At 74.3% G+C, this 24,304-nt stretch carries 20 protein-coding genes and 1 tRNA gene; 14 read left to right on the forward strand and 7 right to left on the reverse strand.

Going from position 1 to position 24,304, the window contains the following annotated elements:
- Nucleotides 1–3: 3 nt before the first annotated feature.
- Complete coding sequence (moaA, locus tag AB0C21_RS19075) at nucleotides 4–993, reverse strand: GTP 3',8-cyclase MoaA (protein ID WP_500205645.1); 990 nt, start codon at nucleotides 991–993, stop codon at nucleotides 4–6.
- Nucleotides 994–1,099: 106 nt separating this feature from the next.
- On the opposite strand from moaA, the gene AB0C21_RS19080 reads away from it, so the two are divergent.
- Both AB0C21_RS19080 and AB0C21_RS19085 read left to right on the forward strand, forming a co-directional pair.
- Nucleotides 1,100–1,912 (forward strand): alpha/beta hydrolase, encoded by an 813-nt coding sequence (locus AB0C21_RS19080; RefSeq protein ID WP_500205646.1) that lies wholly within the window; start codon nucleotides 1,100–1,102, stop codon nucleotides 1,910–1,912.
- Between the two features lie 314 nt (nucleotides 1,913–2,226).
- The gene (locus tag AB0C21_RS19085) at nucleotides 2,227–3,018 is read left to right on the forward strand and encodes a hypothetical protein (RefSeq protein ID WP_500205648.1); all 792 of its coding nucleotides are present in this window, start codon (nucleotides 2,227–2,229) and stop codon (nucleotides 3,016–3,018) included.
- Nucleotides 3,019–3,071: 53 nt separating this feature from the next.
- Here AB0C21_RS19085 and AB0C21_RS19090 read toward each other — a convergent pair whose 3' ends face one another.
- Both AB0C21_RS19090 and AB0C21_RS19095 read right to left on the reverse strand, forming a co-directional pair.
- Nucleotides 3,072–4,265 (reverse strand): RtcB family protein, encoded by a 1,194-nt coding sequence (locus AB0C21_RS19090; protein ID WP_500205650.1) that lies wholly within the window; start codon nucleotides 4,263–4,265, stop codon nucleotides 3,072–3,074.
- A 48-nt stretch (nucleotides 4,266–4,313) separates the two neighbouring features.
- Nucleotides 4,314–6,077 carry a SelB domain-containing protein gene (locus AB0C21_RS19095; protein WP_500205652.1) on the reverse strand — a complete coding sequence of 588 codons (1,764 nt, stop codon included), beginning with the start codon at nucleotides 6,075–6,077 and terminating at the stop codon, nucleotides 4,314–4,316.
- A 321-nt stretch (nucleotides 6,078–6,398) separates the two neighbouring features.
- On the opposite strand from AB0C21_RS19095, the gene AB0C21_RS19100 reads away from it, so the two are divergent.
- Both AB0C21_RS19100 and AB0C21_RS19105 read left to right on the forward strand, forming a co-directional pair.
- Complete coding sequence (locus AB0C21_RS19100) at nucleotides 6,399–7,862, forward strand: MFS transporter (protein ID WP_500205653.1); 1,464 nt, start codon at nucleotides 6,399–6,401, stop codon at nucleotides 7,860–7,862.
- Between the two features lie 136 nt (nucleotides 7,863–7,998).
- Nucleotides 7,999–9,879, forward strand: coding sequence for a propionyl-CoA synthetase (locus tag AB0C21_RS19105; protein ID WP_500205655.1), 1,881 nt, complete (start codon nucleotides 7,999–8,001; stop codon nucleotides 9,877–9,879).
- Here the strand turns inward: AB0C21_RS19105 and AB0C21_RS19110 are convergent.
- Both AB0C21_RS19110 and selD read right to left on the reverse strand, forming a co-directional pair.
- Entirely contained in the window at nucleotides 9,876–10,181 is a 306-nt protein-coding gene (locus AB0C21_RS19110; protein ID WP_500205657.1) for a GlsB/YeaQ/YmgE family stress response membrane protein, read from the reverse strand. The two genes, AB0C21_RS19105 and AB0C21_RS19110, sit on opposite strands and share 4 nt — an antisense overlap.
- An 85-nt stretch (nucleotides 10,182–10,266) precedes the next feature.
- Nucleotides 10,267–11,256, reverse strand: a complete 990-nt coding sequence (selD, locus tag AB0C21_RS19115) for a selenide, water dikinase SelD (RefSeq protein WP_149258212.1) — start codon at nucleotides 11,254–11,256, stop codon at nucleotides 10,267–10,269.
- A gap of 194 nt (nucleotides 11,257–11,450) precedes the next feature.
- On the opposite strand from selD, the gene AB0C21_RS19120 reads away from it, so the two are divergent.
- From AB0C21_RS19120 to AB0C21_RS19160, 9 genes are all read left to right on the forward strand, one after another.
- Nucleotides 11,451–13,292 carry an AMP-dependent synthetase/ligase gene (locus AB0C21_RS19120; protein ID WP_500205658.1) on the forward strand — a complete coding sequence of 614 codons (1,842 nt, stop codon included), beginning with the start codon at nucleotides 11,451–11,453 and terminating at the stop codon, nucleotides 13,290–13,292.
- A 10-nt stretch (nucleotides 13,293–13,302) separates the two neighbouring features.
- Nucleotides 13,303–13,398 (forward strand) — tRNA-Sec (locus tag AB0C21_RS19125).
- Between the two features lie 49 nt (nucleotides 13,399–13,447).
- Nucleotides 13,448–13,639 carry a DUF3099 domain-containing protein gene (locus AB0C21_RS19130; protein ID WP_149258210.1) on the forward strand — a complete coding sequence of 64 codons (192 nt, stop codon included), beginning with the start codon at nucleotides 13,448–13,450 and terminating at the stop codon, nucleotides 13,637–13,639.
- Nucleotides 13,636–14,262, forward strand: a complete 627-nt coding sequence (locus tag AB0C21_RS19135; protein ID WP_500205660.1) for a trimeric intracellular cation channel family protein — start codon at nucleotides 13,636–13,638, stop codon at nucleotides 14,260–14,262. Before AB0C21_RS19130 ends, AB0C21_RS19135 begins: the two co-directional genes overlap by 4 nt.
- Nucleotides 14,263–14,320: 58 nt before the next feature.
- Nucleotides 14,321–15,133 (forward strand): formate dehydrogenase accessory sulfurtransferase FdhD, encoded by an 813-nt coding sequence (gene fdhD / locus AB0C21_RS19140; RefSeq protein WP_500205661.1) that lies wholly within the window; start codon nucleotides 14,321–14,323, stop codon nucleotides 15,131–15,133.
- A gap of 160 nt (nucleotides 15,134–15,293) precedes the next feature.
- Nucleotides 15,294–16,226: a metal-dependent hydrolase gene (locus tag AB0C21_RS19145; protein WP_500205663.1), complete on the forward strand. Its 933-nt coding sequence runs from the start codon at nucleotides 15,294–15,296 to the stop codon at nucleotides 16,224–16,226.
- Between the two features lie 108 nt (nucleotides 16,227–16,334).
- On the forward strand, nucleotides 16,335–17,183 hold the full coding sequence (locus tag AB0C21_RS19150) for a M24 family metallopeptidase (RefSeq protein WP_500205665.1): 849 nt from the start codon (nucleotides 16,335–16,337) through the stop codon (nucleotides 17,181–17,183).
- Nucleotides 17,180–18,949, forward strand: coding sequence for an SDR family oxidoreductase (locus AB0C21_RS19155; RefSeq protein ID WP_500205666.1), 1,770 nt, complete (start codon nucleotides 17,180–17,182; stop codon nucleotides 18,947–18,949). The genes AB0C21_RS19150 and AB0C21_RS19155 overlap by 4 nt, the downstream gene beginning before the upstream one ends.
- A gap of 53 nt (nucleotides 18,950–19,002) precedes the next feature.
- Entirely contained in the window at nucleotides 19,003–20,616 is a 1,614-nt protein-coding gene (locus tag AB0C21_RS19160) for a phytoene desaturase family protein (RefSeq protein WP_500205668.1), read from the forward strand.
- Between the two features lie 30 nt (nucleotides 20,617–20,646).
- Here the strand turns inward: AB0C21_RS19160 and AB0C21_RS19165 are convergent, their stop codons facing one another.
- Nucleotides 20,647–22,095, reverse strand: a complete 1,449-nt coding sequence (locus AB0C21_RS19165; RefSeq protein ID WP_500205670.1) for an MFS transporter — start codon at nucleotides 22,093–22,095, stop codon at nucleotides 20,647–20,649.
- 197 nt (nucleotides 22,096–22,292) lie between these two features.
- Between AB0C21_RS19165 and AB0C21_RS19170 the strand changes: the two genes are divergently transcribed.
- Nucleotides 22,293–22,727: a CBS domain-containing protein gene (locus AB0C21_RS19170; RefSeq protein ID WP_500205671.1), complete on the forward strand. Its 435-nt coding sequence runs from the start codon at nucleotides 22,293–22,295 to the stop codon at nucleotides 22,725–22,727.
- 36 nt (nucleotides 22,728–22,763) lie between these two features.
- Here the strand turns inward: AB0C21_RS19170 and yczR are convergent, their stop codons facing one another.
- Entirely contained in the window at nucleotides 22,764–24,257 is a 1,494-nt protein-coding gene (gene yczR, locus AB0C21_RS19175; protein ID WP_500205672.1) for a MocR-like transcription factor YczR, read from the reverse strand.
- Between the last annotated feature and the right edge of the window lie 47 nt (nucleotides 24,258–24,304).

Raw genomic sequence — 24,304 nt, forward strand, 5'->3', positions numbered from 1 at the left:
GGCTCAGCCGCCGATCGCCGACATGGGCCGGGCGGGCTGGAGGAACGACGGGTCGTCGATGCCGTGCCCGGCGCGCTTGGTCCGCACCGCCGCGCGCCAGCGGTCGGCCAGTTCGGCGTCGGTGGCGCCGGCGCGCATCGCGTCCCGCAGGTTGGACTCCTCGGTGGCGAACAGGCAGTTGCGGACCTGTCCGTCGGCGGTGAGCCGCACCCGGTCGCAGGCGCCGCAGAACGGCCGGGTCACCGAGCCGATCACACCGACCGTCTCGGGGCCGCCGCCGACCAGGAACGACTCGGCGGGGGCGCTGCCGCGGTCGTGCCCGGTGTCGGGCACGAGGTCGAACTCGGCGGACAGCCGGTCCAGGATCTCGTCCGCGGTGATCATGTTCTCGCGGGTCCAGCCGTGCTGGGCGTCCAGCGGCATCTGCTCGATGAACCGCAGCCGGTAGCCGTGCTCCAGGCAGTAGCGCAGCAGCGGGACGGCCTCGTGGTCGTTGATCCCGCGCATCAGCACCGTGTTGATCTTGACCGGCGCGAGACCGGCCCGGCGCGCCGCCGCCAGCCCCGCCAGCACGTCGTCCAGCCGGTCGCGGTGCGCGAGGCGCCGGAACGTCTCCCGGTCGAGGGTGTCGAGGGAGACGTTCACCCGGTCGAGCCCGGCCTCGGCCAGCGGCGCGGCCAGCCGGTCGAGCCCGATCCCGTTGGTGGTCAGCGAGATCTGCGGGCGCGGCGCCTGCTCCGCCGTCCGCCGCACGAGGTCCGGGAGCCCGCGCCGCAGCAGCGGCTCCCCGCCGGTGTAGCGGACCTCCGTGACGCCGAGGTCGCGCACGGCGAGGCCGACCAGCCGGACCACCTCGTCGTCGGTGAGCAGTTCCGGCTTGGGCAGCCAGTCCAGCCCCTCAGGCGGCATGCAGTACGAGCACCGGAGGTTGCACCGGTCGGTGAGGGAGACCCGCAGGTCCGTCGCGATACGGCCGAAGGTGTCGACCAGCACGGGCACCCCTTCCTGTTGCGGTCTTGCACTCCAGCCTATTCCGGTGGTTGACGATTTGATCCACCGCGGGAGACGGTGGCGTCGGACGAAGATCAAGGAGGGCGGAGTGGCGACGTCGCGGGAGTGGGAGTTCGCGGGCACGCGGGGGGCGGTCACCGCCCGGATCTGGGCGGACGGCGAGCCGCGCTACGTCGCGGTGCTCGTGCACGGCTACGGCGAGCACCTCGGCCGGTACGACCACGTCGCGGACGTCCTGGGCCGGCACGGGGCCGTCGTCTGCGGCCCGGACCACCTGGGCCACGGCCGCTCGGCCGGCGAGCGGGTGCTGGTCGAGGACTTCGAGGACGTCGTCGCCGACGTGCACACGGTCGTGGAGGCGGCCCGCGGCGACCACCCGGGACTGCCCATAGTCATGATCGGCCATTCCATGGGCGGCCTGATCGCCACCCGCTACGCCCAGCTCCACGGCGGCGGCCTCGCCGCTCTGGTGCTGTCCGGCCCGGTCCTCGGCCGCTGGCACGTCGTCGAGGAGCTGCTCCCCCGCGACGAGATGCCGGACGAGCCGATCGACACCGCCACGCTCTCGCGCGACCCGGCCGTCGGCAAGGCCTACACCGAGGACCCCCTGATCTGGCACGGGCCGTTCAAGAAGCCCACCGTCCGGGCGTTCGACACCGCGCTCCGCCGCGTCAACGAGCACGGCTCGCTGGGCGCGCTGCCCACCTTCTACGTCCACGGCGACGCCGACGAGCTCGTCCGGCCGCGCGACACCCGCGTCGGCATCGACGCGGTCCGCGGGGACGACCTCACCGAACGGCTCTACCCGGGCGCCCGCCACGAGGTCTTCAACGAGACCAACCGCGACGAGGTCCTCGCCGACGTCACCGCCTTCATCGACCGGGTGCTGGCGCAGGGTTGAGGGCCTGCCCGTGACGCGGCCGAGCCCGTAGCAGCTCCCCGGCCCGCTTCCCCACCGCGATCGCCGCACCCGTACCGACCTGCGGCGATGCCGTGGCATGCCCGCCGTTCTGGTCCGGCCACCAAGCCCTGGCCAGGACGGCCACAAATACCAGGCCACCGGGCCTATGGTCGCCCTTCGTAATTGCGAATTTACTGAAAGACACTATTTCGCTGTCCAAGGGGGGACGTGCACATGAACCGGATCAGGAGCGGGAACCGGGCGACCACGGCAGAGGACCGCGATCGCGCGGTCCCCCGCGAGGGGGGCGGAGCATGACGCTCGTGGGGGCGGCCGTCACCCCGCTGAGCGGCCAGACGTGGACGGCGGCGATCAGCTCGTTCGAGACGCTCACCGGACGCCCCCTGCCCGTCCGCCGCTGCTACGACGGAGCCCCGCCGTCCTCGGTGAGCGCCTCGCAGCTCCGCCACGACCTGGGCGTGCGCAAGAGCATCTACAGCATCAAGCCGACGATGTCGACGCCGCTGTCGACGCTGCAGGCGCTCGCGGCCGACATCGTCGCCAAGGGCGCCCAGTGCGATCTGATCATCTACCACGAGCCGGTCGACAACATGTCCGGCGACGCCTTCATCAGCCTCTACAAGCGGTCGGCACCGCCGTTCCGCGCGGCCGGGGTGAAGGTGGGGGTGTGCTTCACCAACTACTCGTGCAACCTGCCCTACTCCAACCCGCAGTCGGCGCTGCACCACTACTGGCCGGACGCGGGCATGGTGGACTTCATCGCGATCGACGAGTACCCGGTCGGCGAGATCACCTCCAGCACCGACGCCGCCCCGATGGACGTCCGCACGCGACGGGTCTGCCAGTTCGCCGACGCCCGCGGCCTCCCCCTGGGCCTGGCCGAGTACGGCGTGGACGCCTCGTGGGACGTCACCAAGTCCGACCGGTGGATGCGGTCGGTCACCGACTGGGGCCGGATCCGCGCAAGACTCGGCTTCCCGCTGCGGTGGGCGTCCTACTTCCACTCCGACGTCGGCGGGAACTACCGGCTGACGCATCCCGAGCACCTGGACGCCTACAGCGACACCGTCCAGCTGCTGAAGTAGGACCCGGCGCCCCGCGCTGAGCGGAGCGCCGGGGACCGGCTGTCTCGGGGCGGTCAGCCCTTGACGCAGATGAGCTGGCGGAGGTGCGCCACGACCTCGACGAGGTCGGACTGGGCCTCGATCACCGTCTCCAGGTCCTTGTAGGCGCCGGGGATCTCGTCGATGACGCCGCTGTCCTTGCGGCACTCGACGCCCCGGGTCTGCTCGACGAGGTCGTCCACGGTGAAGCTCTTGCGCGCCTTGTTGCGGCTCATCCGGCGGCCCGCGCCGTGCGAGGCCGAGTTGTAGGCCGTCTCGTTGCCGAGGCCGCGGACGATGTAGGTGCCGGTCGCCATGGAGCCCGGGATGATCCCGAGGTCGCCGGCGCCCGCGCGGATCGCGCCCTTGCGGGTGACGAGCAGCTCGACACCGCCGTACTCCTCCTCCGCCACGTAGTTGTGGTGGCAGGAGATGACCTGGTCCCACCGGCAGCGCTTCTCCCCGAACCGCTTCGTCACGACGTTCTGCGCGAGGGCCAGCATGACGGCGCGGTTGCGGCGCGCGTACTCCTGCGCCCAGAACAGGTCGTGCCGGTAGGCGTCCATCTTGGCGGTGCCGGTGAGGAACACGGCGAGGTCGTTGTCCGGCAGGTCCTGGTTGTGCGGGAGCCTGCGGGCGGCCTCGATGTGCTGCTCGGCCAGCTCGTTGCCGATGTTGCGCGACCCCGAGTGCAGGACGAGCCAGATCGCGCCGTCGTCGTCCGCGCACAGCTCCAGGAAGTGGTTCCCGCCGCCGAGCGTGCCCATCTGGGAGCGGGCGCGGCCGAGGCGGGCCCGCACCGCCGGGTGCAGGTCGTCGAACGCCTTCCAGAAGTCGTACCAGCCGCGCTCCTTCAGGCCCGGCAGCGCGGACGGGTCGACGGCGGTCTTGTGCGAGCCGCGCCCGACGGGGATCGCCTTCTCCAGCCGGGAGCGCAGCCCGGACAGGTCGTCGGGCATGTCCTCGACGGTGAGCGACGACTTCGCGGCGGTCATCCCGCAGCCGATGTCGACGCCGACGGCGGCCGGGGACACCGCGTCCCTCATCGCGATCACCGAGCCGACGGTGGCGCCCTTGCCGTAGTGGACGTCGGGCATCACCGCGAGGCCCTCCACCCACGGCAGGGCGGAGACGTTGCGGAGCTGGTCGAGGGCGAGGTCCTCGACGGTGGCGGGGTCGGTCCACATCCGGATCGGGACGCGGCCGCCCTTCAGGGTCTGGTACGGCATTCCCTCTCCTTGATCGACGGAACCGGACCGCGATCTATGACGCCAGAGTCACCCGTCCCGGTTCAACCGGTTTTCGCCCTGGCGGCGCTCGGTCAGCCCGAGGCGGTCGAGGTGGCGCAGCAGGGCGACGGCGGCGTCGCGGCCGGTCCCGAGGGCCTCGCCGGCCTGGGCGGGTGTGAACGGCTGCGGCAGGGCGGACAGGACCCGCAGCGCCTCCCGGTCGGCGCCCGGGAGCAGCACGAGGCCGTCGCCGATTTTCAGGACGGCGCCCGCGTTCTGCGCGCCGGCGAGCACGTCGCCCGTGAGGCCCAGCTCTTCGAGGCGCTCGGCGCTGGGCGGCCGGAAGGGGGCGTCGGCGAGGTCGGCGCGGAGCCGCTCCACGGCCGCGGCCCAGGGCGGCGGCGGTTCCGCGGCGACCGCCGCGGGCGGCGGCTCGGCCACCCGCTCCGGTGCGGGGTCGGGGGCGGGCCCGTAGACGCGTCCGGCGTCCACGCGCAGCGGCGGCCGGACGAGCGCGGCGACGAGCTGCCGGGCGGGCAGTCCGAGGCGCAGCCGGACGGTCTCCAGCGGGATCCCGGGGGCGCGGGGGCTCGCGGCGGCGTGCCGGGACGTCTCCTCGGCGAGCCGCTCGAACAGCGACCGCCAGTGCGCCGGGTCGGCGACCCATTCGCCGTTCAGGGCGACGGCGTCCGCCGGCGGCGCGCAGCCCATGAGGGACAGCTCCGACCGGCGGAGCACGCCGTGCCGCCGGAGCACGAGGGCGCCGTCCGGGCGGTCCGGCCAGGACGCCAGCTCCCGCGCGCGGGCGGCGCCCGCGCCGCGCCGCACGAGGGTCGGCGGCCGGACGTCCAGGACGCTCACCCCGGCGATCGAGCGGCGCTCGGGGTCGCGCAGGAGCCCGGTGTCGCCGAGGTGCAGGGCGAGCCGGGTGTTCAGGGTCAGGCGCGCGGTGTCGGGGCCGAGGGGCCGCAGCCGGACCGGGACGGCCGCCGACCCGATGTGCAGCGTCATCCGCCGCGCGAGCCTGCCGGACGCCTCGCCGAAGCGGGTGCGGACGTCGACGCTGGTGGTGTGCGTCCAGGCGCCGGGGGTGACCAGGGCCATGCCCGGCTCGACGCGCCCGGCGTCCCGCAGCGTCAGCACGACGCGGGAGACGCCGCCGACCGATTCGCGCGGCTCGCCGGCGCACCCGATCGTCCGGACGCGGACGCGCTCGCCCGCGGGCATGAGGAGCAGCTCGTCGCCCACGGCGACGGTCCCGGCGGTGAGGGTGCCGGCGATGACGGTCTGCCGCCCGGCGGTGAACGCCCGGTCCGCCCAGAGCCGCACCGGGGCGGCCGGGTCGGGCACGGGAAGCCGGCCGGTGAGGCGGTCGAGCGCGGCGGCCAGCTCGACCATCCCGGCGCCGGTGTCGGCGCTGACGGCGACGGCCTCCGCGCCCTTCAGGGCCGTCTCGGCGAGCCGCTCGCGGATCTGGCGCAGCGCGGGCTTCGGGTCGGCGGCGTCGGCCTTGGTCACCGCGACGACCCCGAACCGGGCGCCGAGCGCGCCGAGGGCCTCCAGGTGCTCCCGCGTCTGCGGCATCCACCCCTCGTCGGCGGCGACGGCGAGCAGGACGGCGGACGCGGACGCCGCCCCGGCGAGCATCTCCGGGACGGACCGCTCGTCTCCCGGGGCGTCGACGAACGCGACGCGCCGCCCCGAGGGCAGCTCCGTCCAGGCGCCGGGCTCGCCGGGCTCGCTGCCGGTGAGGGCGCGCACGAGCGCGGACTTGCCGTGCCCACCGTGACCGGCGGTGGTGACGACCTGCATCAGCGTCCTTTCCGGGCCTGAACGCCGATGGCCTCACAAGGACGGGCCGTGCGGGGGAAGGAGAAGCGGGGGTTGCGCAGACGAAGGTCCACGAAAGCCAAGCCTATGGACGCCGGGGCCCGCGGCAAACGCGACGCGCGGGCGCGCGGGCGGGTTCCGGGCCGCGGCCGGTTCCCCGGCGCCGGCTCAGGTGAACCGGTGGAGGGCCGGGAGGCCGGCCGCGGGCGTCGCGGGGTGAATCCGCCGCTCTACACTTATTTAGGTTAAGTAAGTACATGCCGCGCGCCGGGCTCCGGTGGCCGGCCGATGCGGGAGGTTCGCATGACCGGCGCCCCGGCGGCACGCGGGACAGGCGCCCCGGCGGTGCGCGGGGCCCCCGCCCCGCCGCTGCGCGGAGCCGGCGCCCCGGCCGCCGGGAACACCGGCCCGACCCTGCTCGCGCTCTCCGTCGCCGGGATGGTCGTCTCGGTGCAGCAGACGCTCGTGCTGCCGCTGCTGCCGCAGCTCATGGTCCGCTTCGACGCCCCCATCACCGACGTGACGTGGGTGTTCACCGCGTCCCTGCTGGCCGGCGCCGTCGCCACCCCGCTGCTGACCCGGTTCGGCGACATGTACGGCAAGAAGCGCATGATCATGCTTGCGCTGGTGCTGCTGGTGGCGGGCTCGGTGGTGTGCGCGGTGTCCGGCACGCTGCCGGTGCTGATCGCCGGACGCGCCCTGCAGGGCGTCTCGGCGGCGATGATCCCCCTCGCCATCGGCATGATCCGCGACACGTTCCCGCCCGAGCGGGTCACCACGGCGATCGGCATCGTCAGCGCGACCATGGGCGTCGGCGGCAGCGCGGGGATGATCGTGACCGGGCTGATCGCCGCCCGCACCGCGAGCCACCACCCGGTCTTCTGGATCGCCGCCGCGCTGGCGGCGGCGGGCCTGGTGCTCGTCGCCGCGACGGCGCGCGACGTCGGCGTCCGGGCCGGCGGCCGGCCGGACCTGCCGGGCGCGGCGGTGCTCGCCTGCTGGCTGGTCTGCCTGCTGCTCGCCATCAGCCAGGGCAACGCGTGGGGCTGGGCGTCCGGCGGCGTCCTCGGCCTGTTCGGCGCCGCGGCCGCGCTGTGCGCGGTGTGGGTCGCGATCGAACTGCGGGTCCGCGCGCCGCTGGTGCGGCTGAACCTGCTCGTCGGCGCCCGGTCGCTGTCGGCCAACGTCGTCTCGGCGCTGCTCGGCTTCTCGATGTTCGCCGCGTTCACGCTGATCGCCGGGTTCGTACAGGCGCGGCCGGAGGAGGTCGGGTACGGCCTCGGCGGCTCGGTGCTGGACGTCGGGCTCTACATGCTGCCGAGCACCCTGACGATGCTGGTGTTCTCGGCGATGGCCGGGCGGATCGCGGCCCGGCTCGGCCCCGCGTACACGCTCGCGATCGGATCGGCGTTCGCCGGGCTGTGCTACGCCTGGCTCGCGGTGTCGAACACGCACGTGTACGACATGCTGGCGTTCAGCGCCATCCAGGGGATCGGGTTCGGGATCGCCTACGCGGCGCTCGGCACCCTCGCCGTCCGGCACGTCCCGATGGACCAGAGCGGGATCGCCAGCGGGATCAACTCGCTCGTCCGCACCACGGGAGGCAGCGTCGCGGGCGCCGTCACCGCGTCGATCCTGGCCGGAGGGGCCGCGGGCGCCGGCGCGCCCTCCCTCGACGCCTACGAGCTGTGCTTCTGGATCGTCTCGGCGGGTGCGGCGCTGGCCGCCCTCATCGCCGTCGCGCACGCCCTGCGCCACCCCCGGTAGACCCCGCCCGGCGGCGCGGGCTCTTGACGAACCGGCCCCGCGCCATGCCCTATAGGGGTGCGGCCCGAATCGCGGAGACGCCCGGTCCGGGCCTCCGCGCAGATCCGGGCCAGGGACCCGTCACCGGGAGGACGACATGGGCGCCTACGCGGCCGCGTACGAACGCAGCATCGCCGATCCGACCCGCTTCTGGGGGCTGGCGGCGCGGGACGTCCGGTGGCTCGTGCCCCCCGACCGGGTGCTGGACGACGGGGCGCCGCCCTTCTACCGGTGGTTCACCGGCGGTGAGCTCAACACCTGCGACAACGCGCTGGACCGGCATGTCGAGGAGGGCCGCGGCGAGCAGGCCGCGCTCATCTACGACAGCCCCGTCACCGGGACCGTGCGGACCTACACCTACCGGGAGCTGACCGGGCTCGTCGCGCGGTTCGCCGGAGCGCTGCGGGCGCAGGGCGTCGAACGCGGCGACCGCGTCGTCATCTACCTGCCGATGGTGCCCGAGGCGGTCATCGCGATGCTGGCGTGCGCGCGGCTCGGCGCGGTGCACTCGGTGGTCTTCGGCGGGTTCGCGGCGCGGGAGCTGGCGGTCCGCATCGACGACGCCCGCCCGAAGGCGGTCGTGTCGGCGTCCTGCGGCATCGAGGGGGGCCGGATCGTCCCCTACAAGCCGCTGCTGGACCGGGCGCTGGAGCTCGCCCGGCACAAGGTCGAGCGGTGCGTGATCCGGCAGCGCGAGCAGCTGCACGCCGACCTCGTCCGGCCGCGGGACGTGGAGTGGGACGAGGCGGTCGCGGCCGCCGAGCCCGCCGGGTGCGTGCCGGTCGCCGCCACCGACCCGCTCTACATCCTCTACACCTCGGGCACGACCGGGCGGCCGAAGGGCGTCGTCCGCGACAACGGCGGCCACGCGGTGGCGCTGCGCTGGTCGATGGAGAACGTCTTCGACGTGGGGCCGGGCGACGTCTTCTGGGCGGCGTCCGACGTCGGCTGGGTCGTCGGGCACTCCTACATCGTGTACGCGCCGCTGCTCACCGGGTGCGCGACCGTGCTGTACGAGGGCAAGCCGGTCGGGACGCCGGACGCGGGCGCGTTCTGGCGGGTCGCCGCGCAGCACCGGGTCAAGGCGCTGTTCACCGCGCCGACCGCGATCCGGGCGATCAAGAAGGAGGACCCCGAGGGCGCGCTGCTCGCCGGGCACGACCTGTCCGCCCTGAACGCGCTCTTCCTCGCCGGCGAGCGCCTCGACCCCGACACCTACCGGTGGGCCTCGCGCGTCCTGGACCGGCCGGTCGTCGACCACTGGTGGCAGACCGAGACCGGCTGGCCGATCGTGGCGAACCTGCGCGGGCTGGAGCCGATGCCGGTGAAGGCGGGGTCCCCGTCGGTGCCGGTCCCCGGGTACGACGTGCGGATCCTCGGTCCGGACGGCTCGCCCGTCCCGCCGGGCGCCGACGGCGACATCGCGATCCGGCTGCCGCTGCCGCCGGGCACGCTGCCCACGCTGTGGCAGGACGACGAGCGGTTCGTCGAGTCGTACCTGACGAAGTACCCCGGCCACTACCTGACCGGCGACGGCGGGCACATCGACGAGGACGGCTACGTCTGGGTGATGGGCCGCACCGACGACGTGATCAACGTCGCCGGGCACCGGCTGTCCACCGGGACGATGGAGGAGGTCATCTCCGCCCATCCGGCCGTCGCCGAGTGCGCGGTCATCGGCGTCCAGGACGCGCTGAAGGGGCAGGTGCCGCGCGGGCTCGTCGTGCTCAAGAGCGGCGTCCTGGCCGAGCCCGAGGAGGTGTGCGCCGAGTTGGTCGCGATGGTGCGCGAGCAGGTCGGGCCGGTGGCCGCGCTCAAGGAGATCTCCGTCGTGCCCGCGCTGCCGAAGACGCGGTCGGGCAAGATCCTGCGCGGCGTGATGCGGGGCATCGCGGACGGGCAGGAGGTGTCCGTCCCGTCCACGATCGAGGACCCCGAGGTCCTGGACGGCCTGCGCCCGGTCCTGCGCCGGCCCTAGGGCCCTTCCGGGGGGCGGCGGTCGGTGTCGCGGGGGGCGGCCCTGCGCTTGGGCCAGAACGCCGCCACCAGGAGGACGGCGGCCACCGGCAGGACGATCTGGAACAGCGCCTCCCACACGTTCCAGCCGCCGTTGCCGAGGTCGGACAGGTGCACCAGGCCCGTCCCCGCGAACGCCGCGACGACGCCGACCGTGGTCAGCAGCCATCCGGGCATGCGCCTGCGGCCCCGCAGCGCGAGCCTGCTCAGGATTCCGATGGCCGCGCCCAGGACGACGGCGGCCACGAGTCCCCCGATGGTCATGCCTCGCCTCCCCCGTCCCCGTGGGGCCTGCCGGGAACCTACCCGCGTCCTTGATCGGTGACACGGGGCGGCGCCCGGCGGAGGGTCAGCGGATGACGAGGGTGTGGCGCCCCCGGCCGACGAGCTCCCCGATGACGGGCGCGCCGGGGATCTCCCCGGCGACCAGCAGCCCGCCGGAGGTCTGCGCGTCGGCGAGCAGGAGCCGCTCCTCCTCGGCGATCCGGCGGAAGTCGGTGTGCGGGGACACCCATCTGAGGTTGCGGCGGGTGCCGCCGGGCACGAACCCGTCCCGCACCGCGGCGCGCGCGCCGTCCAGATAGGGGACGGCGGAGGAGTCCACGACGGCGGTGACGCCGCTCGCCCGCGCCAGCTTGTACAGGTGGCCGAGCAGCCCGGAGCCGGCGACGCCGGTGGCGCAGGCGGCGCCGCCGTCGAGGGCGGCCCGGCCCGCCGCCGCGTTCAGCTCCGTCATGGCCGCGACCGCGTGCGCGAACACCTCGCCGGTCGCCCGGTGCCGGGCGTTGAGGACGCCGACGCCGAGCGGCTTGGTCAGCGTGAGCGGGACGCCGGGGCGGCCCGCGTCGAGCCGCAGCAGCCGGTCCGGGTCGGCGACGCCGGTGACCGCGAGGCCGTACTTCGGCTCGGGGTCGTCGATGGTGTGCCCGCCGGCGATCGCGACGCCGGCGCGGGCCGCCATGTCCCGGCCGCCGCGCAGCACCTCGCGGGCCAGTTCGGCGGGCAGCGCGTCGGCGGGCCAGCCGAGCAGGTTGAGGGCCATCAGCGGCTCGCCGCCGACGGCGTACACGTCCGAGAGCGCGTTGGCGGCCGCGATGCGGCCCCAGTCGTAGGCGTCGTCGACGACGGGGGTGAAGAAGTCGGCGGCCGACACCACGGCCCGGCCGCCCTCGATCCGCAGCACGGCGGCGTCGTCGCCGTCGGGGCCGCCGACGAGGAGCGCGTCGCCGCCGCCGGTGAGGCCGGCCACGACCCGCTCCAGCTCCCCCGGCGGGAGCTTGCACGAGCCGCCGCCGCGCGCGTACTGCGTCAGGCGGGCCACGGGGGCGAGTCGGGTCACCGCAGAATTTAACGCACAACTACCTCAAATGATCAACAAACGGACGGTACGCGCCCGGTCACCGATCGCCCACCGGACCCCGCGACCAGCGGGGAAAAGCCCCCGAAACCCTTGTCCGAACCCGGTTCGGCATGATGCGATCTCCCCTCTGCAAGTCATCACTTACTAGGCTCACAACGACCACGAGGGGCGACATGGGGATCCAGGAACAGCGGGCCGACCTCGACCGGGCCGTCGCGGGGCAGACGATCTGCACCGCCCTCGCCGCGACCGCCGCACGGCACGGCGGCAGGCCCGCCTACTCCGACCGGACCGGCGGCGGGTGGCGGACCCTCACCTGGGCGGACACGAGGACCCGCGCGCTGGAGACGGCCGCCGGGTTCGCCGCCCTCGGTCTGGAGCCGGGCGAGGTCGTCGCGCTGATGATGCCGAACCGCTCCGAGCACGTCCTGGCCGACCTCGGCGCGGTGCACGCCGGCGGGGTCCCCACCACCGTGTACGCGACGCTCGCGCCCGACCAGGTCGCGTTCGTGGCCGGCCACTGCTCGGCGAAGTACGCCGTGCTGGACGGGATCGACCAGCTCGGCCGCTGGCTGCCCGTCCTGGACCGCCTCCCCGACCTCCGCAAGATCATCGTGGTGGACGCCGAGGCCTGCCCGCCCGGCGACCGCTTCCTCACCTGGGACGCCTTCACCGAGCTCGGCCGCCGGGAGCTGGCCGCCGACCCGCTCGCGATCGACCGGCGCTGGCAGGCGGTCAGTCCCGAGGACACCGTCACCCTGCTCTACACCTCCGGCACCACCGGCGACCCCAAGGGCGTGCTGATCACGCACTCGATGGTGCTGCACGAGGCGGAGATGGTCGAGCGCAGCTCCGTCCTGCCCGAGCACCCGGCCGGCATCTCCTACCTGCCGTTCGCGCACATCGCCGACCGCGTGCTCAGCTACTACCTGCCGGTCCGGCTGGCCTCCCACGTCCACTTCTGCCCCGACCCGGCCCAGCTGACGACGATCCTCGGCGAGGTGCGGCCGCACTCCTTCTTCGGCGTCCCGCGCGTCTGGGAGAAGATCATGGCCGGCATCCAGGCCGTGCTGTCGGCCGAGCAGGACGAGGCCAGGAAGCGGGCGGTCGCCGCCGCCCTCGACGCCGGCCGCGCCCACGTGACGGCGCAGGAGCACGGCAACGCCCTCACCCCGGAGATCGCCGAGGCCTTCGAGCGCGCCGACCAGGCCGTCCTCACCCCGATGCGCGCCCTGCTCGGCCTGGACCGCGTCCGCCAGGCCTCCAGCGCCGCCGCGCCGCTGCCGGTGGAGGTGGCCCGGTTCTTCGCCGGCCTCGGCCTGAAGATCTTCGACGCCTACGGGATGACGGAGACGACCGGCGCCATCACCGCCAACCTGGCCGACTCCTTCAAGCTCGGCACCGTCGGCCGCCCCTTCCCCGGCGTCGAGCTGAAGCTCGCTGAGGACGGCGAGATCCTCGTCCGCGGCGCGACCTGCACCCCCGGCTACCTGAACCGCCCCGACGCCACCGCCGACCTCATCGACGCCGACGGCTGGGTGCACACCGGCGACGTCGGCCGCCTCGACGCCGACGGCTTCCTCACCGTCGTCGACCGCAAGAAGGAACTGATCATCACCGCCGGCGGCGAGAACATCGCGCCGTCCCTGGTCGAGAACCGGCTCAAGGAGCACCCGCTCATCGGCCAGGCGCTCGCCTTCGGCGACCGCCGCCCCTACGTCGTCGCGCTCATCACCCTCGACGGCGAGGTCGCGCCCGTCTGGGCGGCGGCCCACGGCATCGACACCACCGACCTCGCCGCGCTCGCCGACCACCCCCTCGTCCTGGAGGAGGTCGCCCGGGCCGTCGAGGACGCCAACGCCCGGCTCGCCCGCGTCCAGCAGGTCAAGAGGTGGCGGCTGCTCACCGCCGAGTGGACCGCCGAGAGCGAGGAGCTCACCCCGACCCTCAAGCTGAAGCGGCGCGTCGTGCACACCAAGTACGCCGCCGACCTCGACTCCCTCTACCTCGGCTAAGATCGCCGCCGGAGGCGTGCGAGTGCCTGGTGGCCTCCCCGGCCTTCAAAGCCGACGGTCCCGAGGATCTCGGGACGGCGGGTTCGATTCCCGTACGCCTCCGCCACCCCGCCCTCGGGCGGGGCGCGGAGGGCGGGGCGTCGTAACGTGAGGGCATGAGGCGTCGCAAGCTGGCCTACGGGATCATGATGGGCACCTGCCTCACCCTGTTCGTGCTGGCCTGGGCGGTGGTCCGGCTGTACTCGCACCCGGCCGCGATCGCGATGTCGGTGGTCGCGCTGGTCATCCCGCCGTTCGCGGCGGTGGTGGCGAACTGGAACATCGACCGGAGGGACCGGGACGAGTGAGCGGCCACGGGGTCGCGTGGCTGCTGGACCTCGCAGGGATCTTCGTGTTCGCGGTGTCGGGCGCGCTCGCGGCCGTCCGGCAGCGGCTGGACGTCGTCGGGATGGTGGTGCTGGCCGAGATCACCGCGCTCGGCGGCGGGATCCTGCGCGACCTGCTCATCGGGGCCGTCCCGCCCGCGGCGTTCACCGACCTCGGGTACGTGCTGGTGCCGATGGCGGCGTCGGCGCTGGTGTTCTTCTGGCATCCGCAGGTGACGCGGCTGCTGCCCGCCGTGCTGCTGTTCGACGCCGCCGGGCTCGGGCTGTTCTGCGCGACCGGGACGGTCAAGGCGCTGGAGTACGGGCTCTCGCCGGTGCACGCGGTGCTGCTCGGGATCGTGACGGCGGTGGGCGGCGGCATCCTGCGCGACGTGCTGGCCGGGCGGATCCCGGCGGTGCTGTACGACCGGCAGCTCTACGCGGTGCCCGCGCTGCTCGGCGCCACGGCGACCGCCGCGGCGGACGCCGCGGGCCTGCACGGCGGCGCCGTCACCGCGGGCGCCGCCGTGGCGGCGTTCGGGCTGCGCGTCCTCGCCATGCGCCAGGGATGGCGGGCGCCCAGGCCCCGCGGAGTGCCCGACTAGCGGGCGGGGCCCGCCCGCCACTCGTTTGGGACGGTTTCCCGGGGTACCGTCAACGGTCATGGGGCGGATCACCGTGCGCAGGCCCGTACTGCGGCTGAGCGCGTCCGGGACGCAGGTGCGGCGGCCCGACACGCTGGCGGCGGAGGAGCCGCTGGAGATCCGCGTCGCCGGCAAGCCGCTCACGATCACGATGCGCACCCCCGGGCACGACTTCGACCTGGTCGCCGGGTTCCTGGCGGCCGAGGGCGTGGTCGGGCGGGCCGGCGACATCGCGACGATGCGGTACTGCGCGGACACCGAGGAGCAGAACACGCTGGACGTCGTGCTGTCCCCGGGAGTGCCGCCGCCGGACGACTCCATGACGCGGGCGTTCGCCACGACCAGCGCCTGCGGGGTGTGCGGGAAGTCGAGCATCGAGGCGCTGCGCGCCGACCGGCCCTACGAGGTGGCCGAGGACGCGGTGCGGCTCACGCCGGACGTGCTGGCGGCCATGCCGGAGCGGCTGCGCGGCGGGCAGCGGGTGTTCGACCGGACGGGCGGCCTGCACGCCGCCGGGCTGTTCGACGCCGCCGGCGGGCTCCTCGCCCTGCGCGAGGACGTCGGCCGCCACAACGCCGTCGACAAGGTGATCGGGTGGGCCCTGCGGCAGGAGCGGCTGCCGCTGACCGGGACGGTCCTCATGGTGAGCGGGCGGGCGTCGTTCGAGCTGACGCAGAAGGCGATGACGGCGGGCGTGCCGGTGCTGGCGGCGGTGTCGGCGCCGTCCTCGCTGGCGGTGGACCTCGCCGAGGACGCCGGGATGACGCTCGTGGGCTTCCTGCGCGGCGAGACCATGAACGTCTACACCGGGGCGCAGCGTATCGCCCTGTGAGCGGCGCCACTTGTCATAAAGGACCGAAAACCAAGCGGTAACTTGTTGGCTTCGCCTCAAGAAACCACGGGCCTCGCAGGAGTTGACTGCTCTGCCAATGACCACCGCGGCATCGGGGGCACGCCGCGCCCGGCCCGGACGCGTGGAAGGCGAGGACCGAATGACGAGGCCCCAGGTGAGCGGCGGAGCGGCGCCCATCGACGAGCGCCATCCGCCGATCAAGCCGCGGCGCGTCGCCTTCGACTGGTCGGGGACCCCGCTGCACTGGGTGCCGGGCGACCCGGTCGCCACCCACATCATCAACTCGTTCCACATCGTCCTGCCCGAGGGCGAGAAGTGGTTCATCCAGTGCGTCAAGGACGCCCGCCCGCACATCCGGGACGAGCGGCTGCAGGAGGAGATCAAGGGCTTCATCGGGCAGGAGATGGTGCACGCCCGCTCCCACCAGGGCGTCCTCGACCAGATCCTGAAGCGCAACGGGATCGACGTCTCCAAGATCACCGACGCCGCGGGCCGGGGGAACGCCGAGCGCCCCGCGCAGATGGCGGCGCTGAAGGAGCGCAACCCGCGGGCCTGGCGGCGCAGGCTGCGCTTCGAGCTGGCCGCGGTCGCCTCGATCGAGCACTACACCGCCGTGCTCGGCCAGTGGATCATGGACAACGACCGGCTCGACAAGGCCGGCGTGGACCCGACGATGCTGGACCTGCTGCGCTGGCACGGCGCCGAGGAGGTCGAGCACCGCTCGGTGGTGTTCGACGTTTACAAGGCCATGGGCGGCCGGTACCCGACCCGCGTCGCGGCGTGGGTGGTGTCGCTGTTCTTCCTCTACTGGGCGCTGATCGGCGGCTCGCTCTACCTGCTCAAGCAGGACCCGACGATCAAGAAGCGGGTGACCCCGCTGCGCGTCTACCGCTCCTACCGGCGGTCCGTCCGGCTCGGCCACGTGCCCGGCATCTTCAGGCTCCTGCTCGGCGAGGCGCCCGTCTACCTCAAGCCGAACCACCACCCGTCGAAGGTGTGCTCCACGCCCCGCGCGCTGGAGTACCTCCTCCAGTCGCCGGCCGCGAAGGCCGCGGGCTACGACCCCTACTAGACCTCCCCTCCCCGGGCCCCGCGCCGTCGCGCCATCCGCTTCCGCGCGGTGGCGGGCATCACTCCGCGAGCCCTTGACCCGGACGCGGATCGGCGATTTATTAACGACGTGTCCAATAAAACCGCGCTCGCCCGCGTGCACGACGAGGCGGAGCTCGAGCGGTTCCGTGCCGTCCAGCGCCTGAGCTACCGGTGCGCCGAGGAGGTCGCCCGCACGCTCGAACCGGGGGTGACCGAGCGGGAGGCGTGCCGCCGCATGCGGCGGTGGCTGCGCGAGCGCGGCGTGGACGACTGGCTCCACACCCCGTTCGCCTGGTTCGGCGACCGGTCGGCGTTCCGCGGCTTCAAGGTGCCCACCCAGTTCCTGCCCGGCGGGACGCGCCTGGAGGAGGGCATGCCCTACATCCTGGACATGGCCCCGGTGAGGGACGGCTACTCCGCCGACATCGGGTACGGGGGCGTGCTCGGCGAGAACAGGATCTGGGAGAGGCTCGACGCCGACCTCGCCGGCTACCGGGACCTCATCCTCCGCCTCGTCCGCGAGCGCCGCACGTTCGCCGACGTCTACGCCGAGGTCGACGCCCTCATCGAGCGGCAGGGCCATGACAGCCGGCACCGCCGGTATCCGGGTCGCGTCATCGGCCACCAGGTCGGCGTCATCGGCGGGATCCTCCCGAAGCGCGTGGGATTCCCATTCGGTGTACGGTTCCTCCAGACCATCGGCCGCGAACTGGTCAAGGAGCGCCTGGAGGGGCGCTCCCCGCTCTGGAACGGGGCCGCGCAGTCCCAGCACCCCCCGACGCCCGGGCTGTGGGCGGTCGAGCCCCACATCGGGTTCCGCGGCGTCGGCGTGAAGTTCGAGGAGATCCTCGTGGTCACCGAGGACGACGCGTACTGGCTCGACGACGACCTGCCCCACGTGCACCGGTGGGCCCGACGGGAGACGACGACCGCATGACTCAGCCCGCCCCACCCGTCACCCGGCGGCGCGTCCGCGGCGACGGCGTCGACCTCGCCGTCTACGAGCAGGGCGACCGGTCCCGCCCGACCGTCCTGCTGGTCCACGGCTACCCCGACACCCACGCCGTGTGGGACGAGGTGGCCGCGCGGCTCGCCGTCCGGTTCCACGTCGTCCGGTACGACGTGCGCGGCGCGGGCGCCTCGTCCCGGCCGTCCGGGCGCAGGCGCTACACGTTCGAGTACCTGATGGCCGACATGGAGGCCGTCCTGGACGCGACCGCGCCCGAGCGCAAGGTGCACCTGGTGGGGCACGACTGGGGCTCGATCCAGTCGTGGGAGGCGGCCTGCACGATGCCGGACCGCTTCGCCTCGTTCACCTCGATCTCCGGGCCGTGCCTCGACCACGTCGCGCACTGGACGCGCCGGAACCTGGCGCGCCCCACCCCCGCCAACCTGCGGCGGGCGGCCGGGCAGGCCGTCCGGTCCTGGTACATCTACTTCTTCCAGACGCCGGTGCTGCCGGAGCTGCTGTGGCGGGCCGGGATGGCGAAGCCGTTCGCCAAGGCGCTGGAACTGGGCGAGGGCGTCCCGCCCCGGCACGGCCACCCGGCCGGGACGATGGCGCGCGACGCCGCGGCCGGGGTCGGGCTGTACCGGGCCAACATGCTCCAGCGGCTCCGCCGCCCGCGCGACCGGCGCACGGACGTCCCGACGCAGGTCATCGTCCCGACGAAGGACCTGTTCGTCTCGCCGCACCTGGTGGGCGGGCTGGCCGGCCGGGTCCCGAACCTGTCGCTGCGGCCGGTCAGGGCCGGGCACTGGGTGCCGCGCAGCCACCCGGACGTCGTCGCGCGCTGGATCGGCGAGCACATCGCCGGCGTCCAGGGCGGCCCGCTCGGCGCGGCCGAGTCGCGGGCGCTCAGGCGGGCCAGGGTCGCCCGGAACCGCCGGCCCTTCGACGGGGCGCTCGTCGTCGTCACCGGCGCGGGCAGCGGGATCGGCCGCGCCACCGCGCTCGCCTTCGCCGAACGCGGCGCCGAGGTGGTCGCCGCCGACATCGACCGGGCCGCCGCCGAGCGCACCGCGGAACTCGCCGGCCTCCTCGGCCCCGCGGGCCACGCCGTCCAGGTGGACGTGTCCGACCGCGGCGCGATGGAGGACTTCGCCAAGTCGGTCATGCACGAGCACGGGGTGCCGGACGTCGTCGTCAACAACGCCGGGATCGGCGTGGCCGGGCCGTTCCTGGAGCATGGAGCCGACGACTGGCGCCGGGTCCTGGACGTCAACCTGTGGGGCGTCGTCCACGGCTCGCGGCTCTTCGCCAAGCAGATGGTGGAGCGGGGGCAGGGCGGCCACATCGTCAACACCTCGTCTGCCGCCGCGTTCACGCCGTCCCGCGCGCTGCCCGCCTACGCGACGAGCAAGGCGGCCGTGCTGATGCTGTCGGAGTGCCTGCGCGCCGAACTGAAGGGCAAGGGCATCGGGGTCAGCGCCGTCTGCCCGGGGGTCGTCAACACCAACATCACCCGCACGTCCCGCTTCGTCGGCCAGAGCAAGGAGGACGAGGCGCGCAAACGGGAACGGGTCGTGCGCGCCTACGCGCGCCGCAACTACGGCCCGGACCGCGTGGCCGAGCAGATCGTCGCGGCCGTCCGCGACGACCGCGCTGTCGTCCCGGTGACGCCGGAGGCGCGGCTGGGCTACCTCGGGTCGCGCGTGGCGCCGGGCGTGATGCGGCTGCTGGCCCGCCTCGACGTGGGCTGACCGCGGCGCCGCCGCCGGGTCCCCGTAGGGTGACCGGCGGGAGGGGATGCCGCATGGCTGAAGCCGTGGTCGTCGGCGCGGGGCCCAACGGGCTCGTCGCCGCCAACATGCTCGCCGACGCCGGGTGGGACGTGGAGGTCCTCGAAGCGCAGCCCGAACCCGGCGGCGCGGTGCGCAGCGACGAGGGCGTCCGGCCCGGCTACGTGAGCGACCTGTGCAGCGCGTTCTACCCGCTCGGCGTCGCGTCGCCCGCGATGCGGGCGCTGGAGCTGGAGCGGCACGGGCTGCGCTGGCGGCACGCGCCCGCCGTCCTCGCCCACCCGCTCCCCGACGGGCGCTGCGCCGTCATCGAACGCGACGCGGACGCGACCGCCGCGGGCCTGGACGCGCTCGGCGCGGGCGACGGCGAGGCGTGGCTGCGGCTCTGGCGCCTGTGGGACGCCATGGGAGAGGACCTCCTGCGCGCCATGCTCGGCCCGGTCCCGCCGGTGCGGGCCGCGCTCCCGCTGCTGGCGTCGACCCGCCGCGCGGGCGGCCTGCGCGCCCTGCGGACCCTGCTGGCCCCCGTCCGCATGCTCGGGGAGCAGGAGTTCGGCGGGCCCGGCGGCCCGCTGCTGCTCGCCGGATCGGCGCTGCACACCGACGTGTTCCCCGAGTCGACCGCCGGGGCCATGTTCGGCTGGCTCCTCGCCATGGCCGGCCAGCGGTACGGGTGGCCGGTCCCCGAGGGCGGCGCGGGCGAGCTGACGGCGGCGCTCGTGCGGCGGCTGGAGTCGCGCGGCGGGCGCCTCCGCTGCGACACCCCGGTCGCGTCCGTCGTCGTGCGGGACGGGCGCGCGCTCGGCGTCCGCACCGCGGCGGGCGAACCGGTGCGCGCCGCGAAGGCCGTCCTCGCCGACGTCTCGGCACCCGCCCTCTACGGGGGCCTGGTCGGCTGGTCCGACCTGCCCGCCTCGCTCCGCGCGGACATGCGCCGCTTCGTCTGGGACCACGCCACCTTCAAGGTCGACTGGGCGCTGTCGGGGCCGATCCCCTGGGCGTCGGACGGCGCCCGGCGCGCCGGGACCGTCCACCTGTCCCCCGGCATGGACGCGATGACCGACTACAGCGCGCAGCTCGCCACCGGCCGCGTCCCGGCCGAGCCGTTCGCGCTCCTCGGCCAGATGACGACCGCCGACCCCACCCGCTCCCCCGCCGGGACCGAGTCGGTGTGGGCCTACACGCACGTCCCGCACCGGGTGAAGGCCGACGCGGGCCCGGACGGCATCACGGGCGCCTGGGACGAGCGCGAGCGCGACGCGATGGCGGCCCGCGTCGAGGACGTGGTGGAACGCCTGGCCCCCGGCTTCCGCTCCCGCGTCCTCGACCGGCGCGTCACCGCCCCGCCCGCCTTCCAGGACCACAACGCCAACCTGCGCAACGGGGCGCTCAACGGCGGCACGGCGATGCTCCACCAGCAGCTGGTGTTCCGGCCCGTCCCCGGCCTCGGGCGCGCCGAGACGCCGGTCGCGGGCCTGTACCTGGCGTCGGCGTCCGCGCATCCGGGCGGCGGGGTGCACGGCGCGTGCGGCGCCAACGCGGCCCGGGCCGCCCTCGCCCACGCCGGACCGGCGGGACGCCTGCTCACCCCGGCCCTCGGCGCGCTGTCGCGCCTCCTCGCCCCCTGACCGGGGCGGGGAGGCGCGACCGGAACTCCGTCAGGCCGCCGCGGCCTGCTCCGCCGACAGGGGCTCGGCCACGTCCTCCAGGGACCGCTGCGCGGCCTCGACGCCGATGGCCAGCTCCACCAGCCCGGCGGCGATCATCAGCGCGGCGCCCAGGTAGTAGCCGTTCACGACGTTCGCCACCTTCTCGGTCTCCACCAGGCGGCCGAACAGCGCGGGGCCGATCACGCCGCCGAGCCCCGTCCCGACCGCGTAGAACGCCGCGATCGCCATCGCCCGGGTCTCCATCGGGAAGATCTCGCTGACCGTGAGGTAGGCCGACGACGCCCCGGCCGAGGCGAAGAAGAACACCGCGCACCAGCAGGCCGTCAGCGTCCAGGCGTCGAGCAGGTCCGCGCGGAACAGCAGCCCGGTGCCGATCAGCAGCACGCCGGAGAGGACGTAGGAGGCCGTGACCATCGTTCTGCGTCCGACCGTGTCGAACAGCTTGCCTAGGAAGAACGCGCCCAGGAAGTTCCCGATGCCGATCGGGATCAGGTAGTAGCCGACCTTGGCGTCGGGGACGTCGAAGAACGTGCTCAGCACGAGCGCGTAGGTGAAGTAGACGGCGTTGTAGAGGAACGCCTGCCCGATGAACAGCGAGAGGCCGAGGACGGTCCGGCGCGGGTAGCGGCGGACGGCCGTCGAGGCGATCTCCCGGAACGACACGACCTTGCGCTGGCGCACCCGGATGCTCTCGCGGGGCTCCTCCAGCGCCTCGCCGGTCTCCTCGGTTATCTCGCGCTCGATGCCGCCCACCACGCGCTCGGCCTGGTCCTCGCGCCCGTGGATGAACAGCCAGCGCGGGCTCTCCGGCACCGTCCGGCGCACGAACAGCACGCCGAGGCCGAGGACCGCGCCGAGCGCGAACAGGGCCCGCCAGCCGAGGTCCTCGGGGACGAGGTCGCCGTTCAGCACCGGGATCGACAGCGCCGCCGCGATGGACGTGCCGATCCAGAACGAGCCGTTCACCACCACGTCCACCCGGCCGCGCACCCGCGCCGGGATCAGCTCGTCGATCGCCGAGTTGATGGCGGCGTACTCGCCGCCGATGCCGGCACCCGTGAGGAACCGGCAGGCGTAGAACCACATCGGGTTGAACGAGAACGCCGTCGCGACGGTCGCCGCCAGGTACAGCGCGAGCGTGGCGATGAAGAGCTTCATGCGCCCGAACCGGTCGGTCAGGTGCCCGAAGAACAGCGCGCCGAGGCACGCCCCGATCACGTAGACGGACGCGGCCAGCCCGACCTGGCCGTCGGTCAGCCCGAGCCCGCCGGAGGCGTCGGTGAGCCGCGGGCCGATGACGCCGACGACTGTCACCTCCAGCCCGTCCAAAATCCAGACCGCGCCGAGACCGAGCAGGACCGTCCAGTGCCAGCGCGACCACGGCAGCCGGTCGAGCCGCCCGGGGATGTTCGTTTCGATGGTTCGCTGCGCCGTCATCGCCATGCACCCCTTGGTTCCCGATCTACGGCATTTATTCGGCCTTTGTGCCGTCACCTGACCGGGGCGTTTCCCGGACCGGGGGTTTCGCTGGACGCCGGAACATGCGATTTTGGCAGGACCAAGGCCCGGCGAGCGGCCCCGCCCCCGGCGGCCGCCGCCCCGCGGGCCCGAAACCGGCACCGGGAGCGTGAGGCATGCGGATTCGCGACATCCTGCGGAGGAAGGGAGACGCGGTGGCCACGGTGCGGCCCGACGCCACCGTGCGGCAGCTCCTCGCCGTCCTGGCGGAGCACAACATCGGCGCCGCGGTGGTCTCGCCCGACGGCGCGTCGATCGCCGGCATCGTCTCCGAGCGGGACGTGGTGCGGCGGCTGCACGAGCACGGCGCGGCGCTGCTCGACCACCCCGTCTCGGAGATCATGACGGCCGAGGTCCGCAGCTGCGGGCCCGGCGACCGGGTGGAGGACCTGCGCCGCGCCATGACCGAGCACCGGTTCCGGCACGTGCCCGTCGTCGAGGACGGCAGGCTCGCCGGCATCGTCAGCATCGGCGACGTCGTCAAGAGCGCCATCGACGAGCTGGAGAGCGAGCGCGAGCACCTCGTCGACTACATCCAGCGCGCTCCCTGACGCCGCTCGGGCGCGCCCCCGCCGGGCGGGGGCGCGTCAGACGTAGGCGGGCAGGGGCCGGGCCGCCGGCGCCGCCTCGGCCTCCCGGTGGGCGAGGGCCAGGCGCCGCACGGCCAGGCGGAGCGTGTCCGGCGGGAGCACGTACGGCAGCCGGACGTAGTCCTCCAGCACGCCGTCGGCCCCGAACACCGGGCCGGCGACGACCCGGACGCCGAGCCGCTCGGACGCCTCGGCGACCCGGGAGGCGATGGGGGCGCCGATCCTCGCCCACAGCGACATGCCCCCGTCGGGGAGCCGGAACTCCCAGCCGGGCAGGTGCTCGCGCAGCGCCCCGGCGAGCGCGTCGCGGCCGCGCAGCAGGCTCGCGGCGCGTTCGGCGCGGACCTCCTCCACGCGCAGCAGCAGCTCCTTGACGATCAGCTGGTCCAGGGTCGGGCTCGCCATGTCGAACGGCTCGCGGGCCAGCACGATCCGGCGGGCCAGCGGGGCGGTGGCGCGGATCCAGCCGATCCTCAGCCCGCCCCACAGCAGCTTGGAGGCCGACCCGATCGTGACCACCCGGCCGCCGGAGTCGAACGCCGCGAGCGGCGGCTCGCGCGGCGCCTCGGGGTCGTGGGCGAGCTCGGCGAAGGTCTCGTCGGTGACGAGGAACGCGTCCGCGCGGCGCGCGGCGTCGACGAGCGCGGCCCGGTCGCCCGGCCCCATCAGGTGCCCGGTCGGGTTCTGGAAGTCGGGGATCAGGTAGGCCATCCGGACGGCGGCCTGCCGCATGGCCCCGGCGGCGAGCTCGATGTCCCAGCCCTCGTTGACCCCGACGGGGACGAGCCGGGCGCCGCGGCGGCGCAGCGCCCCGAGCGCGTGCGGGTAGGTGGGGCGCTCGACCAGCACGGCGTCGCCCGGCTCCACCAGCAGCTGGGTCAGCAGCGTGAAAGCGTGCTGCGCGCCCGTGGTCACGACGATCTGGTCGGCGCGGGTCGGGACGCCGCGCGCGGTGTAGCCGTCCGCGATGACCTGCCGCAGCTCTGCGAGCCCCGCGGGCGCGTAGCCCGGACCCGAGCTGTAGCGGGGCAGCTCGTCGACGGCGGCGGCGACGGCCTCCTGGAAGATCTCGGGTGCGCCGGGAGCCGCACAGCCGAGGTCGATGAACGAGGGGTCGTCCGGCGCGGGGTGGGCCTTGCCGTACCGGTGGCCCGCGGGGACGGCGTCGCCCGAGGCCTCGCGGAGCCCTCCGTGCGGCTCGGCCGACGCCATCCGCACCGTGGGCAGCGCCGTCCAGCTTCCCGCGCCCTGCCTGCTCTGGACGTAGCCCTCGTCGCGGAGCCGGTCGTAGGCGGCCGTCACGGTGGTGCGGCTGACGCCGAGGGCGGCGGCCAGGTCGCGCTCGGCGGGCAGCCGCGTGCGCAGCGCGAGCCTGCCGTCCAGGACGAGGGCGCGCAGCGACCGGGCCACCGCCGCGTAGACGGGGCGCTCCTCCGAGACGCCCCCCAGCAGCCGGGCCAGATTCGGGCCGCTCACGTAGCGCGTGCTCATACAGGCCACTTTCGCACATTGGCTCTACTGACACCAGTCCACTTCCG

Origin of the sequence: Spirillospora sp. NPDC049024, from assembly GCF_040649235.1 — a bacterium.
Lineage (GTDB): Bacteria > Actinomycetota > Actinomycetes > Streptosporangiales > Streptosporangiaceae > Spirillospora.

Coding starts and splice junctions, on each gene's coding strand:
- AB0C21_RS19085 (WP_500205648.1), top strand. CDS start 2,227: ATGACGCTCGTGGGGGCGGCCGTCACCCCGCTGAGCGGCCAGACGTGG.
- AB0C21_RS19090 (WP_500205650.1), bottom strand. CDS start 4,265: ATGCCGTACCAGACCCTGAAGGGCGGCCGCGTCCCGATCCGGATGTGG.
- AB0C21_RS19095 (WP_500205652.1), bottom strand. CDS start 6,077: ATGCAGGTCGTCACCACCGCCGGTCACGGTGGGCACGGCAAGTCCGCG.
- AB0C21_RS19100 (WP_500205653.1), top strand. CDS start 6,399: ATGACCGGCGCCCCGGCGGCACGCGGGACAGGCGCCCCGGCGGTGCGC.
- AB0C21_RS19105 (WP_500205655.1), top strand. CDS start 7,999: ATGGGCGCCTACGCGGCCGCGTACGAACGCAGCATCGCCGATCCGACC.
- AB0C21_RS19110 (WP_500205657.1), bottom strand. CDS start 10,181: ATGACCATCGGGGGACTCGTGGCCGCCGTCGTCCTGGGCGCGGCCATC.
- AB0C21_RS19120 (WP_500205658.1), top strand. CDS start 11,451: ATGGGGATCCAGGAACAGCGGGCCGACCTCGACCGGGCCGTCGCGGGG.
- AB0C21_RS19130 (WP_149258210.1), top strand. CDS start 13,448: ATGAGGCGTCGCAAGCTGGCCTACGGGATCATGATGGGCACCTGCCTC.
- fdhD (WP_500205661.1), top strand. CDS start 14,321: ATGGGGCGGATCACCGTGCGCAGGCCCGTACTGCGGCTGAGCGCGTCC.
- AB0C21_RS19145 (WP_500205663.1), top strand. CDS start 15,294: ATGACGAGGCCCCAGGTGAGCGGCGGAGCGGCGCCCATCGACGAGCGC.
- AB0C21_RS19155 (WP_500205666.1), top strand. CDS start 17,180: ATGACTCAGCCCGCCCCACCCGTCACCCGGCGGCGCGTCCGCGGCGAC.
- AB0C21_RS19160 (WP_500205668.1), top strand. CDS start 19,003: ATGGCTGAAGCCGTGGTCGTCGGCGCGGGGCCCAACGGGCTCGTCGCC.
- AB0C21_RS19165 (WP_500205670.1), bottom strand. CDS start 22,095: ATGACGGCGCAGCGAACCATCGAAACGAACATCCCCGGGCGGCTCGAC.
- AB0C21_RS19170 (WP_500205671.1), top strand. CDS start 22,293: ATGCGGATTCGCGACATCCTGCGGAGGAAGGGAGACGCGGTGGCCACG.
- yczR (WP_500205672.1), bottom strand. CDS start 24,257: ATGAGCACGCGCTACGTGAGCGGCCCGAATCTGGCCCGGCTGCTGGGG.